This is a genomic window from Sulfitobacter sp. (assembly GCF_036960155.1).
Lineage (GTDB): Bacteria > Pseudomonadota > Alphaproteobacteria > Rhodobacterales > Rhodobacteraceae > Sulfitobacter.
In genome coordinates this window covers 49,278-66,170 of record NZ_JBALWB010000006.1, presented here as the reverse complement: position 1 = coordinate 66,170, position 16,893 = coordinate 49,278, and the positions used below count along the sequence as shown (strand labels likewise).

At 53.2% G+C, this 16,893-nt stretch carries 17 protein-coding genes; 8 read left to right on the top strand and 9 right to left on the bottom strand.

Features of this window, described 5'->3' with window-relative positions:
- Positions 1 to 3: 3 nt before the first annotated feature.
- The 3 genes from V7775_RS14300 to V7775_RS14290 form a co-directional block, all read right to left on the bottom strand.
- Complete coding sequence (locus V7775_RS14300; RefSeq protein WP_335752589.1) at positions 4 to 978, bottom strand: membrane dipeptidase; 975 nt, start codon at positions 976 to 978, stop codon at positions 4 to 6.
- Positions 978 to 2,429: an aldehyde dehydrogenase family protein gene (locus V7775_RS14295; RefSeq protein WP_335752588.1), complete on the bottom strand. Its 1,452-nt coding sequence runs from the start codon at positions 2,427 to 2,429 to the stop codon at positions 978 to 980. Before V7775_RS14295 ends, V7775_RS14300 begins: the two co-directional genes overlap by 1 nt.
- A 104-nt stretch (positions 2,430 to 2,533) precedes the next feature.
- Positions 2,534 to 3,430, bottom strand: coding sequence for a LysR family transcriptional regulator (locus tag V7775_RS14290; RefSeq protein ID WP_335752587.1), 897 nt, complete (start codon positions 3,428 to 3,430; stop codon positions 2,534 to 2,536).
- Positions 3,431 to 3,549: 119 nt separating this feature from the next.
- Here V7775_RS14290 and V7775_RS14285 point away from each other — a divergent pair, with 119 nt between their 5' ends.
- Entirely contained in the window at positions 3,550 to 3,891 is a 342-nt protein-coding gene (locus V7775_RS14285; RefSeq protein WP_335752586.1) for a RidA family protein, read from the top strand.
- Between the two features lie 65 nt (positions 3,892 to 3,956).
- On the opposite strand, the gene V7775_RS14280 is transcribed toward V7775_RS14285, so the two are convergent.
- On the bottom strand, positions 3,957 to 4,406 hold the full coding sequence (locus V7775_RS14280; protein WP_335752585.1) for an Lrp/AsnC family transcriptional regulator: 450 nt from the start codon (positions 4,404 to 4,406) through the stop codon (positions 3,957 to 3,959).
- Positions 4,407 to 4,658: 252 nt separating this feature from the next.
- Between V7775_RS14280 and V7775_RS14275 the strand changes: the two genes are divergently transcribed.
- The 5 genes from V7775_RS14275 (at position 4,659) to V7775_RS14255 (ending at position 8,578) form a co-directional block, all read left to right on the top strand.
- On the top strand, positions 4,659 to 5,501 hold the full coding sequence (locus tag V7775_RS14275; RefSeq protein ID WP_335752584.1) for a transporter substrate-binding domain-containing protein: 843 nt from the start codon (positions 4,659 to 4,661) through the stop codon (positions 5,499 to 5,501).
- Between the two features lie 80 nt (positions 5,502 to 5,581).
- The gene (gene ehuC, locus V7775_RS14270) at positions 5,582 to 6,247 is read left to right on the top strand and encodes an ectoine/hydroxyectoine ABC transporter permease subunit EhuC (protein ID WP_335752583.1); all 666 of its coding nucleotides are present in this window, start codon (positions 5,582 to 5,584) and stop codon (positions 6,245 to 6,247) included.
- A 3-nt stretch (positions 6,248 to 6,250) separates the two neighbouring features.
- A complete protein-coding gene (gene ehuD / locus V7775_RS14265) occupies positions 6,251 to 6,949 on the top strand; it encodes an ectoine/hydroxyectoine ABC transporter permease subunit EhuD (protein ID WP_335752582.1) in 699 nt (232 codons plus the stop codon).
- Positions 6,950 to 6,952: 3 nt separating this feature from the next.
- Complete coding sequence (gene ehuA / locus V7775_RS14260; protein ID WP_335752581.1) at positions 6,953 to 7,768, top strand: ectoine/hydroxyectoine ABC transporter ATP-binding protein EhuA; 816 nt, start codon at positions 6,953 to 6,955, stop codon at positions 7,766 to 7,768.
- 21 nt (positions 7,769 to 7,789) lie between these two features.
- Positions 7,790 to 8,578, top strand: a complete 789-nt coding sequence (locus V7775_RS14255) for a maleate cis-trans isomerase family protein (RefSeq protein ID WP_335752580.1) — start codon at positions 7,790 to 7,792, stop codon at positions 8,576 to 8,578.
- On the opposite strand, the gene V7775_RS14250 is transcribed toward V7775_RS14255, so the two are convergent.
- From V7775_RS14250 to V7775_RS14230, 5 genes are all read right to left on the bottom strand, one after another.
- On the bottom strand, positions 8,575 to 8,946 hold the full coding sequence (locus tag V7775_RS14250; RefSeq protein WP_335752579.1) for a cupin domain-containing protein: 372 nt from the start codon (positions 8,944 to 8,946) through the stop codon (positions 8,575 to 8,577). The two genes, V7775_RS14255 and V7775_RS14250, sit on opposite strands and share 4 nt — an antisense overlap.
- 14 nt (positions 8,947 to 8,960) lie before the next feature.
- Positions 8,961 to 10,130 carry a M24 family metallopeptidase gene (locus V7775_RS14245; protein WP_335752578.1) on the bottom strand — a complete coding sequence of 390 codons (1,170 nt, stop codon included), beginning with the start codon at positions 10,128 to 10,130 and terminating at the stop codon, positions 8,961 to 8,963.
- A complete protein-coding gene (locus V7775_RS14240; RefSeq protein ID WP_335752577.1) occupies positions 10,120 to 11,313 on the bottom strand; it encodes a diaminopropionate ammonia-lyase in 1,194 nt (397 codons plus the stop codon). Before V7775_RS14240 ends, V7775_RS14245 begins: the two co-directional genes overlap by 11 nt.
- Positions 11,310 to 12,461, bottom strand: a complete 1,152-nt coding sequence (locus V7775_RS14235; protein ID WP_335752576.1) for an amidohydrolase — start codon at positions 12,459 to 12,461, stop codon at positions 11,310 to 11,312. The genes V7775_RS14240 and V7775_RS14235 overlap by 4 nt, the downstream gene beginning before the upstream one ends.
- 154 nt (positions 12,462 to 12,615) lie before the next feature.
- The gene (locus V7775_RS14230; RefSeq protein WP_335752575.1) at positions 12,616 to 13,362 is read right to left on the bottom strand and encodes a GntR family transcriptional regulator; all 747 of its coding nucleotides are present in this window, start codon (positions 13,360 to 13,362) and stop codon (positions 12,616 to 12,618) included.
- Between the two features lie 277 nt (positions 13,363 to 13,639).
- Between V7775_RS14230 and V7775_RS14225 the strand changes: the two genes are divergently transcribed.
- Together V7775_RS14225 and V7775_RS14220 are read left to right on the top strand one after the other, a co-directional pair.
- The gene (locus V7775_RS14225; RefSeq protein WP_335752574.1) at positions 13,640 to 14,401 is read left to right on the top strand and encodes a maleate cis-trans isomerase family protein; all 762 of its coding nucleotides are present in this window, start codon (positions 13,640 to 13,642) and stop codon (positions 14,399 to 14,401) included.
- An 11-nt stretch (positions 14,402 to 14,412) separates the two neighbouring features.
- Positions 14,413 to 16,863 carry a GcvT family protein gene (locus tag V7775_RS14220; protein ID WP_335752573.1) on the top strand — a complete coding sequence of 817 codons (2,451 nt, stop codon included), beginning with the start codon at positions 14,413 to 14,415 and terminating at the stop codon, positions 16,861 to 16,863.
- Positions 16,864 to 16,893: the final 30 nt, after the last annotated feature.

Sequence of the window (16,893 nt, the reverse complement as noted above, 5' to 3'; positions counted from 1 at the left end):
TCTTCATCCGGCTGGCGTGAAATTGTCGGCATAAAACCGATGCCAATTGTCACCCATTATGCTTGTGACTTCTTGCTGGTTCATGCCGGTCTCGAGCAGCCCATTTTCGATGTTGCCAAAGTCGCGGTTGTCGTTGAACCAAATCGGCATAGGCGGAAAACCTGGAGCCGCCGCAGAACCCTCGCCGAAATCAATCTCTTTACTCCAACGACCCACACGCATCCATTCGACGACACTATCGGGATGATCCTGACAAAGATCCGTGCCAATCCCAAGGTTTTGCACACCGAATTTTTCTGCTGTGCGCGCGATCATCTCGCAAAAGTTTTGCAGCGTGCAATCGGATTTACCCTTGAGGTGATGCGGGTAAACAGAAAAGCCCAGCATCCCGCCATTTTCCGTAACCGCGCGAATGACCTCATCCTTTTTGTTACGCAGCGCTGGCGACCACTCATAAGGATTGGCATGGGTGATTGCGATCGGGCGCTCTGATAGATCGGCAGCTTCAATTGTTGAGCGATCCGCAGAATGGCTCATGTCCACGACCAAACCAACGCGGTTCATCTCTTTGATGACCTGTTTGCCCATGCGGGTGATGCCAGTGTCTTCGGCCTCATAGCAACCCGTCGCCAGCAGCGATTGGTTGTTATAGGTCAACTGCATAAATCGTGCGCCAAGCGTGTGCACGATTTCCACCAATCCGATGTCGTCTTCAATCGGGCTAGGGTTTTGGAAGCCAAAGAAAATCGCGGTGCGACCCGTCTCTTTGGCGATGTCTACATCACTGGCCCACTGGCCCTTCATAATAAGATCGGGGAACTGCTCAAACCAGCGGTTCCATTGCTCAAAATTCAGTACGGTTTCGCGAAAATTCTCGTGATAGGCGATGGTGACGTGAACAGCGTCCACGCCTCCTGCCCGCATTTGACGAAATATCTTTTCGGACCAATTCGCGTATTGAAGATTGTCGATCCGCATTACAATGGCGTCCCTGAGGAGATGTAGGAGGTCTTCACAATTGTGTAAAATTCAGCTGCCGTCTTGCCCTGCTCGCGCGGTCCATAAGAACTGTCACCGCGGCCCCCAAATGGGACGTGATAATCCGTACCAGCAGTCGGCAAGTTCACCATTACGCAACCCGACTTGGCGTTGCGCCGGAAATGCGTTGCACGTGCCAGATTGGTCGTCACAATGCCCGCCGTCAGGCCAAAGTTTGTATCATTCACCACATGCAAGGCCTCATCATAGCTGGCGACAGGGATCACACAGGCAAGCGGCGCAAACATCTCTTCGCGGTTGATGCGCATGTCATTATGCGTGCCAACAAAAACACCCGGCGACATATAGTAGCCTTCGGTTGGCATTTCCAAACGCTGACCACCGCAAAGCAATTCAGCGCCTTCGGTAGCGGCGAGATCGACGTAGGCGAGGTTTTCTTTCAACTGCTGCTCGGAAACAACCGGACCCAACTGCGTGCCAGCTTCCAAGGCATGGCCGACTTTCATCGCCTTTACACCCTCAACCAGCTTTTCAACAAACTGGTCATGCACCGATTGATGCACAACAAGACGCGAAGAGGCCGTGCACTTCTGGCCCGATCCACCAAACGCGCCACCAAGGGCGAGCGAGACAGCCAGGTCAATATCCGCGTCATCCATCACGGCTAAAGCGTTCTTTGATCCCATCTCCATCTGAACACGTGTCAGGTTTTGGATGGCTGCCGCCGCGATGCCTTTGCCCACAGGCACCGACCCTGTAAAGCTGATTGCGTTCACTTTCGGACTTTCGACCAGACGTTGACCGATGGATGATCCCGCCCCCATCACCAACGATACCAGCCCCTTCGGGATGTCCTGACGCGCAATAATTTCGACCAGCGCAACAGCCGAGGCAGGCGTGACATTCGCCGGCTTCCACACAACTGCATTGCCATAGCACAACGCGGGCGCAATTTTCCAAGAGGCCGTGGCCGTCGGGAAGTTCCATGGCGAGATGATTGCGACAACGCCAACTGCTTCGCGGCGCACATCAATTTCAATCCCGTCACGAACCGAGTCTGCAGTGTCACCCATCTGGCGCAATGTTTCTGCAGCGTAGTAAGTAAAGAACTGACCAGCGCGATAGACCTCGCCTTTGCCTTCGGCCATTGGCTTGCCTTCTTCACGGGCCAGCAATGTGCCAAGCTCTTCGGCGCGCGCCATCATCTCGGTACCGATTGCCATCAGCACGTTGTACTTGCGCTCGATCCCGTAAGCTTCCCATTCAACTTGTGCGCGGCGCGCTTGATCTAGCGTGGCATCCAATTGATCCGGCGTCGCTTGCGCGAACATGCCAATCAAATCGCTCAGGTCTGAGGGGTTTCTGTTTTCGATCTCAGAGCTACCGGCGACCCAGTCACCCGCAATGAAGTTAAGGTTTGAAGTTTGCAAGATCTATTCCTTTGGCTAAGCAACGCGGGTGCGCGTGCTGAACAAGGATACCTCACTGTGGCGATTCAGGCATTTCGAATTTATTGTAATCTAGTTCAGCTTTGCTAAATTTCCTTATCCACCCCTAACGCGCCTTCGTGGATCATTGATGTGATAAGTTTTAGGAACGCTCTGGCCGCTGGCATCAGGAAATTCTGAGGCTGCGAAACCAGATGAACAGTCCGCTTTGTATTTACGTCCTTCAGCGGCAAAAACGCGATGTTGTCTTGCGGACCCGTGACGGCTAAGCGCGGCAATATTGTTATACCGACACCCTCGCGCACCAAACCCATCAGGGACGTAGTATTGCGAACCATAAGCCGAGACTTGTCAAGGATAGGCGCAAAGCCAGGATCAGTAATCAACTTGCACAAGCCATTCGCGATAAGCACATATTCATCCATGTCCTGCCACGAAAGCTGATCCCAATTTTGAGCGAGTGAATGGTCTTTGCGGCACACTACACCAAAGGGGTCACTGAACAGTTCAACGCGGTTCATCCCGTCAATCTTTGGCAGTGTTCCGATGCCGACGTCAGCTTGCTCTCGTTCTAGATCGCGCGCTATTGCAGCGGAGTCCATATCTCGAATATCAATTCGAACCTCTGGGTACATCTGACAGAACCGGTGGATTATCGTCGGCAATATGGTTGTTGCAACAGATGGCGTAACCGCAAGGCGCAAATAGCCAAGTTCTGATTTTGACAGGCCCTCGATAACTGAAACAGTGTTTTCAAAATGCGCCACCTCACGACGAGCTTCCTCGTAGATCAGACCCCCGATTGGGGTCAGTCGTGACTTGCGCGCCGTCTCAAACAGTGGAGAACCGACATGATCTTCAAATTGTTTCAGCATCATCGACACAGCGGAGGGCGTGCGCCCAAGCGCGTCCGCCGCATCAGAGAGGCTGCCGTGCAGCGCAACCATGGTGAAACATCTGAGCATTTCGATCTTGATAGCCAACTTCAATTTCCCTGAATTATATTCAATAATATTACGTTTGCCTTAATTATTGCTGTATGTCCATAAGTCCGGCGTCGCTGACGTACTCAGCAGATGATAGATACAAGCTAGGAACGAACATGATCGAACGCATTGAAACTGGGCAACGCTCTTCCAAAATTGTGAAGCACAATGGCGTGGCCTATCTCACAGGCCAGGTTGCCGAAGGCGAGACTATTCAGGACCAAGTTAAAGCCTGCCTGACCAATATTGATGCGCTCTTGCTCAAGGCCGGATCTTCACGTGAAAACCTGTTGCGGGTTACGATCTGGTTAGCCGATATGGCAGATTTTGACGGGCTTAACGAAGCTTGGAACGAATGGGTTCCAAGTGGCCACGCCCCCGCGCGCGCCTGCGGCGAAGCAAAGCTCGCGCGCCCTGATTACAAAGTCGAGTTCATTGTGTACGCTGCTTATTCCTGAATGGCAGCGCCTTCAGTTTGAAGCCGTTTATCCTTACGTTGGGTGAAACGGCTTCAACGCATTGTTCAAATGATATCGAGCGAAACCTTGACCCGGTCCATCACGATTGATGATGTGAATTTACTCACATTCGATTCATCGAAGAAGTACTCTTGGGTAAATTCCTCGTATTCGACGATGTCTTTTACGATAACGACAAGGATAAGATCTGCCTCGCCTGTGGCGTAGTAGCATTGCTGCACAGCAGGCGCCGCACGCATTCTGCGTTTGAACGCATCAAGATGCCTGCGGCTTTCGCGTTCCAGCATGACTTGGACAATCACAGTCATCCCTCGGCCCAATTTGGCAGAGGAAAGCACTGCGATCTCTTTCTCAATTACACCTGTCTCGCGTAGTTTTTTAAGTCGTTTTTGGACTGCCGGTGGCGACAATCCAATTTCAAAACCAATAGCCTCAGCAGTCAGTCGGGCATCGGTCTGAACCAGTCTAAGAATCTCTATGTCTTTTTCATCCATGATCTGATTTTGATCGACTATTTTGGTAATGGCAATCAAATTAGTCGAGTATGACCAAATATTGACGAAAAACGTCCTCTATCGGCATTAGAGTCGAAGTCAGAAATTGGGGAGTTGAAGTCTAAGAACGTCAAAATCCAGAGATCTTTGGTGCCTGAGCAGCAGCTTTGGTGCGAGGAACCCCCCATCAAACATCCGGGAAAAGGCGCAAAAAAGGCGCCTGCCCATCGCAACAATATCAAGGAGGAAATAATGTCAATGAACGTCACAAAAACCCTAATCGCAGCCGGTTTCGCCCTCGCGACAACCGCATCATCTGTCCTCGCGGGCCCACTGCAAGACCGGATTGACGCCGGTGAAACCATTCGTATCGGTTTTGCCAACATCCCACTCTGGGGTTATCCAGATGAGAATGGTAATGCCGACGGCTTCACGAACGACATCGCAGTCGAAACTCTCGCTAAGATGGGCCTGACAAACATCGAAGCCGTTGTTGGTGATTGGGGTGGATTGATCCCAGGACTGAAGGCCGAGCGTTTTGACCTGATCACTGGTGGCATGTATATTCTCGGTTCCCGTTGTGAAAACGTCTCGTTCTCAACTCCGGTTGCAAAAGCTGGTGATGCTGTTTTGGTTCCCGCTGGAAATCCAAAGAACATCAACAATTATGCTGACGTTCTGAGCGGTGGCCATATTATGGTGACGGGCGCTGGTTACAACACTGTTGAAGCGGCAAAGAAAGTCGGTATCGACGATGCTCACTTGATGCAGGTGCCTGGCCCAACGGAAATGGTCGCGGCTTTGAAAGCTGGCCGCGCGGATGCAGCGATTTTGACATACTTCGAAGCATCCCATCTCGCTAACGATCATGATGAAATCGAGCTCGGCGACAATTCATTGATGCCGATCTGGAGCAAGAACTTTGCTGGCATTGGCTTCCGTCACGAAGACCAAGACTTCCTCGCTGGCTTTAACGAAGCACTTGCCGGTTACATCGGCACAGACGAGATGATGGCGAAAGTCGCTGAGCATGAGTATGGCGTTGATCACCTCCCAGGAGACACGACAGCTCAGTGGGCATGCGAAAACCGCTAATCGATTAGCACTACTAAATCGAAGTGGTAGGCCAAATTGGCCTGCCACTTTTCTTAAATAGCAAAGGTTCGCACGCACATATGAGTCTTTTTGATTTCTTAAGCCAATACTGGCCGCTTCTATTATCAGGAACCGGGATCACTGTCGCTCAGTTCCTGTTGGGGGCGGCACTGACAGTCTTCTTGGCGCTGGTGTTCGGATTGATGAAAATGTCATCGAACAAATTTATCATGGGTTCTGCTGTCACGTATATTGAGCTCTTTCGCGGCACGTCGTTGTTGGTGCAGCTTTATTGGATCTTCTTTGTTCTCCCGCTCTTCGGATTAACCTTAGAAAAGTTCACAGCCGGTTGGGTTGCTATTGGATTGAATGCGGGCGCTTATGGCGCCGAGCTGGTGCGCGGTGGCATTATGTCTGTCCCAAAAGGTCAATGGGAAGCAGCAACTGCGATCAACATGAGTTCTGCACGGCGGATGTGGCGTATTATTCTTCCGCAAGCGCTGGTGAATATGCTTCCCGCATGGGGCAACCTGATGGTCGAAATTTTGAAGGGTACTGCCCTTGTATCGCTCATCTCTGTCACCGATTTGATGTTCCAAGCCAAGCAGATCAACGCAAGCACCTATATGTCGGCCCAAATCTTTGGCACGGCATTGATCATCTACTACATATTGGCCCGCTTTATGCTGACCCCATTCATGCGTTGGCTTGAGGGCTTTATGGCCCGAAAACTGGGGAGGACATGATCCATGTTTGAATGGTTTAATGAACCTTGGTTCCCAAAGTTTGATTGGCGATGGGATTACGCTTGGGGAATTCTTCCTCGCCTGCTTGAGGCCACGGTAAATACGCTGATTGCTGCGGCAGCGGGATATCTTATCGCACTCGTGCTTGGGTTGGTTTTTGCCCTCGCGCAGCGCAGCGACAGCAAGGTTCTGACCTTTGTTGTCCGCGAGTTTGTTGAGTTTGTTCGATCGACGCCGCTCTTGTTGCAGATATTCTTCATATTCTACGTCGGGCCCCAGTTTGGAATTACGCTCAGTCCTTGGGTGTCAGGTATGATCGCCATTGGTTTGCATTATTCCTGCTACCTGTCCGAAGTCTACCGGGGTGGTCTGGATTCTGTGCCAAAAGGCCAGTGGGAAGCGGCGACCGCGTTGAACATGACAACCGTGCAGACATACAGGCGGTTGATCATTCCACAGGCGATCCCACCAGCCATTCCGGGCATGGGTAACTACCTTGTAGGCATTTTCAAAGATACCCCGATGCTTTCGGTAATTGGCGTTGCCGAACTTATCCACACCGCTAATTCGATTGGTTCAGAGACTTGGCGCTACCTAGAAGCATACACAATTGTTGGTATTATCTTTTTGGCCCTTTCCCTACCCGCCGCTGGCCTTATCCGCGCATTCGAAAACTTCGTGCGCCGCAAATTAGGAATGTAAGAAATGGAAGATTTGTCAGGTTTCCCGGCCGAGATTACGGGCGACAACAAACCGATGGTCAGCTTTAAGAAAGTGCGCAAAGCCTACGATTCGCTGGTGGTTTTGGACGACCTTGATTTGGACGTTGCAGCAGGCGAAATGGTTTCGGTTATTGGACCATCGGGTTCAGGCAAGACGACTGTTTTGCGGATGCTCATGACGCTTGAGAAGATCAACGGCGGCGTCATCTATGTGGATGGCAAACCACTGACCCATATGGAGAAAGGCGGGGAATTGGTTCTAGCCAATGAACGTCACCTGCGTGAACGCCGCACTGACATTGGCATGTGTTTCCAACATTTCAATCTGTTCCCACACATGACGGCAATCCAGAACTGTATGGAGGGCCCTGTTCAGGTTCTCGGCATGTCAAAGGCCGAAGCACGAGACCGTGGTGAAGAACTTCTTGAGTTGGTCGGTATGGCGGAAAAGAAAGATCAGCACCCGTCTCGCCTCTCTGGTGGTCAACAACAGCGGGTCGCGATTGCGCGTGCATTGGCGATGCGCCCCAAGGTGATGTTATTTGACGAAGTCACGTCCGCGCTTGATCCCGAAGTGATCGGGGAGGTGACAAACGTTATCCGCAAGCTGGTCTCTGAACATAATCTGACGATGCTTATGGTGACGCACCAAATGGGGTTTGCCCGTGATATCTCCGACCGGGTCTGTTTCTTCTATGACGGTAAGATCGAAGAGCAAGGTCCACCTGCCGAATTGTTTGGCAATCCGCAACGAGAGCGCACTCAACAGTTCTTGAGCGCCGTGAAAGAGGCCGTGTAGAGCGCCAAAAAGGACACCAATATGTACAAATCTGGTGATGTTATCGCGTCCAAAGCCCGGGTCCCTGAAATGGACGGTGGGCGCCACGACAGGGCGCAACTTGGCTTTATACTGATGTCTACTGATCTGGCAGCAGAGCAGGACTTCTTTGACATGGCACCCGAGGGTGTTGGTGTTCATATCACTCGCCTTAAGACCGAAGATTACACAACGAAAGAGACTCTCGCGCGGCACATCGACCACATGGCCGAGGCCGCTGGGCGCCTGCAACCGGATATGAAACCCAAGGTGATCAGCTATACGTGTACCAGCGGGTCGATTGTGAATGGTGAGGACCGTGTATTCGCAGAAATTACAAAGGGCGCGCCATGGACCCAGCCGATGTGCCTCGTTACTGGCGTTGTCGATGCGTTGCGCGAATTGGGGGCGCAAAAACTTGTGGTTGGCACGCCCTATCTGGATGAGATCAATTCAGCCGAGGCTGATTTCTTGATCGAGAAAGGGTTCGACATCCTCGATATTCAGGGCCTCAACCTCGAAACGGGCTTGGAATTTGGTCAGGTCACACCCGCCTATTGGAAAAAGTTTGCGCTCGAGATTGATCACCCTGACGCTGATGTGATTTTCCTGTCCTGCAGCGGCATCCGCGCGCTTGAAGTCGTTGAAGAGATTGAGCAAGCTGTTGGAAAACCTGTGGTTACGTCCAATCAGGCGCTATTCTGGAGTTGCCTGCGCCGAGCCGGAATCACCGATCAATTGACCGGCTTTGGTCAGATATTCCAACACACTGGTACATCGCTTCTGCCCTAGTATCCTGTGGCTTTGTGGCCAAAAAATACCTTGGTAATGTCTGCGCTGACATCCCATGTGACCCGACTGCCATCACGCACAAACAGGCTATCACCGGGTCCAAGATCGCGGGTTTCACCAGTGTCGTGCTGGATCAATTTGCATCGACCAGAAAGCACCGTCATCAACTCATCGCCCTGCTCGATACAGTCAAACGCGCCAACCGTGCAGCGCCAAATTCCATAGCGCGTTGTGTGACCCGGACCGCCCGCATCAATGCGCCCGTAGGTCTTGGGATCACCCTTGGTGACGCGATATTCGCTTGCTGGCGCCTCAAAGGACCAGAAATCCAACCGCCCTACATCGTCACCGGGTTTATATTTATCCAACGGCCGGCTCCTGTTTAGATCACTGGCAATTCAGGTGCGGCCCGCGTTGTCAAAAGCCGCGCAGAATCCGCGCCGACGACAATGTTCTCCTCATGCACCATCATCAAGCCATCGCCGTAAGACAGGGATGGCTCTAACGTAAGCACCATATTCTCTGTCAACACAGTTGTGTCAAACGCTGCATGTGACGGTTGCTCGGTCAGTTGCATTCCCAGCCCATGACCCAAACGACCAATGTCTCCGCCACTGTCGTCCAATTCGGAAATCACCGCTGACATGACATTGAACAGATCACGGCAAGTATTTCCGGGCCGCGCAGCGGCAATTCCTGCTTCGGTTGCGCGCCACAGTACATCATAGGCACGACGCGCTGCATCATCCGCGCGGCCAATCGCCCAGTTGCGATCAAAGTCACAGAAATACCCATCCCAAGTCAGACCCGTATCCAGCATCAGCACATCACCAGATTGCAAAGGACGGCGCGACGGCGGTGAGATCACATCGACATAGCCACCCTGATCCGCAGCACCCACAACATAGGGCGCATCATCTGCCCCCTGCCCCAATGCTTCACGTCGGAACGTGCGAAACACATCCTCCAGCGCCATACCTTCCGACATTATTTCAGGCACACGCGCGAATGTTGCCGATCCAATGCCGCAAATATGTGAAAGCTTCACGATTTCTGCAGGGGACTTTACCATGCGCAGGCCTTGAACCAGTCCTGTGACATCTGCAATTTCCAGCCCCGGCAATCCGGCAATCAGACGTTCCCAGTCTCCCAAGGGCATTCGCAGCAATGTCTCGTGCCCTTTCATTACCCCAATCCGCGCTTTGCCAGCAGCCAAGGGAGAGAGCAGTTCTGTCAGCAAACTGATACCATCATCTTCTGGAGCAGGCGCGCTCCACGTGCGGATATCTTCCAACCAAGATTGCCGCATCAACGCAGCCCCGATCTCAGGGATAACCGCAATGGGCTTGCCTTGAGCCGGCACAAACAAAAACCATGGTCGCGTCGGGCTTTGCCAGAACAGCGTTTGGAACCCGCTAAAATAACGAACGTCCGGCTCGCTCATCAAGAGCATGCCTGCCAGCCCTTGCTGCGCCATCAACGCCTGAGCGTTCTTTGTTCGAGTCTCAAACTCGCCCGTGCTAAATCCGCGTATCAATTCTTTAGGCTGCATCACGACCCTCCATGATCATGTTGAAGATGGCTCTGTCCGTTACGCCTTCGGAGCCAATCAATAATACCCGCGAATTTGCGTTAAGTTCCAACTTCTCGGAAAGTGCGCTGTCTGTGCGGGCCGCGATCAAAGCCGCAAGTCCCGCAATTGCGCTTTCGCCCGCTTCAATCACTGGATCGCCATCTAAAGGAGCAGCCAAAAGACGCACGCAAGGCGCAACCAAATTTTCTGGTATCGTTAGAAAATCGCGGGCTTCTTCTTCCAAGATTTCCCAAGCTAATGGCGACGGCTCACCACAAGACAATCCCGCCATCAATGTTTCTTTGGCTATTGCAACACTGGTTGGGTCTCCTGACTTGCCGCTTTCAAACAAACAGGCCGCTAGGTCCGGCTCAACGATTACCACACGCGGCGACGCATCGCCCCAATATTGACGCAAGCCCGCTGCAACGCCCGCAGCCAAACCACCAACGCCACCCTGCAAGAACACATGTGTCGGCGCGTGCTCCAGTGCCTCACAGATTTCCTGTGTCATCACGCCATAACCAGCCATCACATCGCGTGGCGGCAGCGAATAGCCCGGCCATGAAGTGTCCGACACCACGAACCACCCGTTTTCTTCGGCCTCACTTTTTGCCAGTGCGACCGATGCGTCGTAGTCCCCTTCGATCCGAATGACCTCAGCGCCGAGGTCTTGCATGGCGACTGCGCGCCCTTCACTGACTTCCGCATGGATGTAGATTCGGCAGGGAACACCAAACCGCTTGCAGCCCCACGCCAGTGAGCGGCCATGATTGCCGTCGGTCGCCGAAACCAAGGTGATCGCTGCGCACTCCGCCGCGTATTTGCCTTGGCGCACATCAGCCAGCGAGACGTCCTGATCCAACCGCTCAGAAATCACGCGTTGCAGCACCCGCAACGCAGCATAGGATCCGCCCAGTGCTTTGAAACTGCCCAAACCAAACCGGGGGCCTTCGTCTTTGTACAGAACTTCACCGACGCCGATCGCCTTAGCCAAAGCACTCAGCGACACTAGCGGAGTTGCCTCGTAGCCGTCCCACGCCATGATCTCAGCACGCGCGGTGGCAAAGTCGTTCGTCGACAAAACCCGAAATGCTGCGTCGCCAGTTTTGCGGCTGGCCGCGACATGGCCCAATATAACGGATGGCAGTAAAGTATTCATGGCATGGTCTCTCTAGTTGGCAAACGATCACGAACCAGTTCGGCCCAAAAGGCAGCCCCGATAGGCAAAAGCGCATCGTTAAAATCATAATCCGCTGCATGCAACGGTTGGCCATGCGGGCCGGTTTCCCCATTGCCGAGCAATAGAAAGCAGCCCGGAACAGCTTCGCAGAAATGAGCAAAGTCTTCGGAAAAGCTCATCGAAGGCCGATCACCAATGGCCTCTAGCCCCGCGGCGTGCGCGGACCGAACAACTGCATCGACAGGGCCTTGTGCATTGATGGTTTCGATGAATTCAGTCACAAAGCTCATCTTGGCCTTGACCCCATGCGCGACGGCAACACCCTCGACAATCTGGCGCATGAACCGCTCAATATCCAAGCGATCTTTGGGCACGCGTGCGCGCACGTCGCCTTTCAGCGTTGCATGTCCTGGCAGTACATTGCGTTGCCCGTCAGTCAGAAATTCAGTGACAGATACAACCGCCCCTGCACCCGGAGCAAGCTTGCGCGAAATTATCGTTTGCAGTGCCTGCACCATCTCTGATCCGACCGTGATCGCGTCCACCCCGACATGAGGCATAGATGCATGGCCACCTTGCCCCTTGATCTCAATCTCAAAAAGGCTCTCGCTGGCGCAGATCTGACCGACACGCGTTGACAGCTGCCCTAATGGCGCGCCGGGCAAATTATGGATCGCATAGACCTCATCAATCGCGAACCTCTCCAAGAATCCCTCGTCAATCATCGCGCGCGCGCCGAGCCCATGTTCTTCGTTCGGCTGAAAAATGAACACTACGGTGCCGTCAAAATCAGGATCTTTGGCCAGCGTTTCTGCAGCGCCAAGCAACATCGTCATATGCCCGTCATGACCGCAAGCATGCATAACGCCGGAATTGGCAGACACATAATCGTGTTCACTGATTTCAGTGATGGGCAGTGCATCCATATCAGCGCGCAGCCCAATCGCCCTATTTCCACCGCCCGCACGTAAAACACCAACAACGCCAACGCCTTCATGTACTTCAAGGCCCAGATCACGCAAACGACGAGCCACCACCGCCTTGGTTCGAATTTCTTGAAACCCAAGCTCGGGGTCGCGGTGAAATGCATGCCGCATCTCCGTCAGATTTTTGTGAAACTCACACATGTTAAATCCTTGTTCATCTGTCGCTTAACTTAAGAGCACAGCTCGAAAATAGGCGTCAAAAAAGCGGCTGATCGCGATAAAATTACGCAGAATTTGATGCCATTGTGACGGCTCTCGGAAAATGTCCGCACTATTGCAACTTTTTACAGGAATCTTAGCCTTCGGGATTCACCATTGTTCGTGCAGAAAATTCAGCCAATTCTCCACGCCATATCTGACGGCCAATGCAAAACGGAACGCCTGCGGTGTCGCGGATCACCTGCTCCAACTCGATGCCAGCGGTATTTGCAGACAAACCCAGTAGTTTCGCCTCATCAACACGCACCCCGCGCATCCGAATGACAACATCGCCAGTATGGGCACGCGTATCAAAGTGCTCACCTAAAAGTTGGGTGGTCGATTGTCGAAGGTCATAACTCAACAGGTCAGGAAATCGTGCTGCAATTACAAATTCGGTTTCAATAAAAATCGCATGACCATCGTTCTTGAACAATCGTGTGTAAGCATGCAACGGCTCCCCGATTTGCACTAACAAGTCTCGGGCCAATTTCGCATCAGCATTTTGTTGCTCTGCCTTGATCACCTCAATCTGCAAATCCACACCGCTTGCCTGCGCATCGGCTGCAAAGCTGACCATTTGGCTGATGTCATATGTCAATCGAGGCGGGGAAACAAAACGTCCCTTGCGGCCCTGACTATAGCTTAATCCCTCAGCCTCAAGCGTCTCAAGGGCACGGCGCGCCGTCATACGAGAGACGTTATAGGCTTCTGCAACCACTCTTTCGGACGGCAGCGCTGTGTGTTTCGCCAGATTTCCATTTGTGATCTCTTCGCGCAAAGCTTCGAAAATCTGCCTAAATCTCGGCGTATCGTCAAAGAGTTTTACAGCAACGTCAGGCATATTTTGTAAGTCCCAAATTTTTTGTTTTGAGTAACACGAAATCTGGTCTATACCAAGATGAATCATTTGGTATAGACCAGTTGGCACTCTAATGGAGAAACGACCATGGCAATTCTCACGCAGGCGCAGAAAGATGAATTCTGGCAAACGGGTGTCTTTATGTTTGAAGATGCCGCGAACCCCGCCCGAGGTCGTCCCCGGAACGCACAAAGGTCCGATCTATCCCCATTACCGCAACAAGCGGCTGAAACGACGAGCTATTCAAAGAGGCCGGACCATGGATAAAGCATCCATCGAAAAGCTGGAATTCAAAACCGATGCGGGTCTAGGTCATATTGCGCGGATCGGATTGATTTGCCTGCAAACCGATCAAACAATCGAGCACGAAATGGCCAGCTTGCTGCACGGTGAAGGCATCGCCTGTTACCATGCGCGCATCGCCAATTCTATGGATGTCACCCCCGACACGCTGCGCCAAATGCAGCATGATCTGCCTGAAACCGCAGCCCTGCTGCCGAGCCAATTCGGCTTTGATGCGATCGGCTACGGCTGCACATCAGGTGCTACAATGATCGGCGAAGAACGCGTGTCACAGATCATCCGCGAAATTCATCCGGGCGCGCAAGTCAGCAATCCGATCACCGCCTGCAAAGCCGCGCTCACCGCTCTGGATATCAGACGTATCGCGCTGGTCACGCCCTATGCTCCCGATGTGACAACCGAGATGCAAGCAAACCTAAAAGCTGCTGGTTTTGACATCAACGCTGTCGCGTCATTCAATCAGTCCAACGACTTCATCGTCGCCCGCATCACCTCAGACAGTATTCTCAACGCAATCCAGACCATCGGTTCGCGTGACGATTGCGATGCTGTCTTCGTCTCATGCACCAGTCTGCGTGCGTTATCTGTCATCGCCCTTGCCGAAGCCCATATCGCCAAGCCCGTTATCTCCAGCAATCAAGCGCTCGCTTGGCATTTGATGCGGCTTGCAAACCTTAATCACAGGCCAGCCAATTCTGGCCAGCTGTTCCAACACTAGGACTCCAAATCATGGCTAAGACACTGCCCTCCCACGCTCAAGTTGTCATTATCGGCGGCGGCATCCACGGCTGCTCTACCGCCTATCATCTGGCCCGCGAAGGGTGGAAAGACGTGGTCCTGCTAGAACGTAAGCAACTCACCTCTGGCACCACATGGCACGCCGCAGGATTGGTCGGTCAACTGCAGGGCAGTCATTCCACCACTGCCTTTGCCAAATACGGCGTCGAACTTTTGCAAGATATCGAAGCCGAAACAGGTCAGAACCCCGGTTTCCGTCAATCCGGGTCAATCTCCATCGCCCTCAACGCGGAGCGCCATGCAGAGCTTAAGCGCAAGGCTGATTTCGCCTCGCTTTTCGGTGTCGAAGCCCACCTGATGAGCACTGAGGAAATTTCCGAGCGTTGGCCTTTGATGAACCCCGAGGGCGTTTTAGGCGGCATCCATATGCCCAGTGACGGCTCGGCCAATCCGATCGATCTGACCATGGCGCTGGCCAAAGGGGCGCGTATGCACGGCGCGACGATCCTTGAAAACATCAAGGTTGAAGAGGTCCATGTCGAAAATGGCAAAGTGCAAGGCGTGCGAACAGACCAAGGCACAATTACCGCCGACTATGTGGTGAACTGTGGCGGCATGTGGGCGCGCGAATTGGGCCAACAAAATAGCGTCGGCGTCCCGCTTCATGCCTGCGAGCATTACTACCTCGTCACCGAAGCGATCAAGGATTTACCCAGTGATCTACCGGTTCTGCGCTCCTACTGCGACGGTACCTATTGGAAGGAAGATGCAGGCAAGCTCCTGTTCGGATTTGCCCATTTCCATGCCAAAGCATGGGCCAAAGACGGCATTCCCCAGAGCTTTGAATTCGACAGCCTGCCCTTTGTTGAAGAGGACGTTATGGAGGTGCTGGAACTTGCGATGGAGCGCGTTCCTGTGCTGCAAGAGACAGGCATTCGCACTTTCTTTAATGGTCCTGAAAGCTACTCCTACGATGGCCGCTTTACCTTGGGCGAAGCCCCAGACATTAAGGGCTACTTCGTGCTCGCTGGGGTCAATTCCACTGGTATTCAATCTGGTCCTGGCGCTGGCAAAGCCTTGGCAGAGTGGATCATGAAAGGTCACGCGCCAATCGACCTCTCCGAGATGGACCCAAAGCGCTGCGAAGAATTTCAGGCCCGCGACATCTACCTGCGGGAGCGCTGCCCCGAGACGCTGGTTCTCACCTACGCGATGCACTGGCCGAACCGCCAACGTGAAACCGCACGAAATCTGCGCCGCACCCCGTTTCACCACGCTTTGAAGGCCGAGGGCGCGTTTTTCACCGAAACCCAAGGCTGGGAGCGTCCGGGCTGGTTTGCACCCAAGGGTGTAACGCCAGAGATCACTTATAGCTTTGGCAGGCAGAACTGGTTCGACTATGCCCAAGGCGAGCAAAAAGCCGCGCGCGAAAGCGCTGCGATGATCGATTATTCAATGCTCGGAAAACTCATGGTTGAGGGCACGGATGCAGAAGCGTTTCTGCAACGCATCTGCACCAATGATATGTCGATGAAAACGGGCCGCGTTGCCTATACCTTGATGCTCAATGAGCGCGGCGGGATCGAGAGCGACGTTACAGTCGCGCGTCATGCCGAAGACAGTTTCATGGTGATGAGTTCGATTTCACACACACGGCGCGACTACATTCACCTGCGCGATCAGATTCAAGCAGGCGAAGACGTGCGTTTGCGCGATGTCACCACTTCATTCGGTGTCCTCGGCTTGATGGGTCCAAAATCCCGCGCGCTGCTTGCCTCGGTTTGCGACATTGATCTGTCGAATGAAGCCTTCCGGTTCAACAGCTTTCAAACCTTTTACATCGGACATGCGAAGGTAACAGCTCAAAGACTGTCCTACTCCGGCGAACTCGGCTGGGAAATATTTGTGACACCAGACCTAGCGGAGCATGTATTCGACACGCTCATGGATGCTGGTAAAGACCACGGTCTGCGCCTCATTGGCGGTGAAGCTCTAAACGCGCTTCGCATCGAAAAAGGCTTTGTTCATTGGGGCCACGATATGGCCTACACTGAAGCCCCGCACCAAATCGGCCTCGATTTCGCCTGCAAGCCGAACAAAGCCATCCCTTTCATCGGGCGCGACGCCTATCTTGCGCGAAAAGCCCAAGCAGAGGGGCCATTTCTGTGCTCAATCAAGCTCTGCGACCCTGAGCCAATGTTGCATCACAACGAACCGGTTCTGCGCGATGGTAAAGTCGCAGGCTATGTCACATCTGCAGCCTATGGGCACACAGTCGGGGCCGCAGTCGGATTGTGCTTTGTCTCGCTTTCAGAAGGTGCCACAGGCCGGGGCAGCCTTTCGCAGGGGCGATACTCTGTCATGGTTGAAGGCAAAGAAATCGTTGCCGAACTAAGCCTCGCACCATTTCATGATCCAACGAGCGAACGTATGCTGGGATAGTCGGATTGGCTGACGCGTTCGCATCTTTGG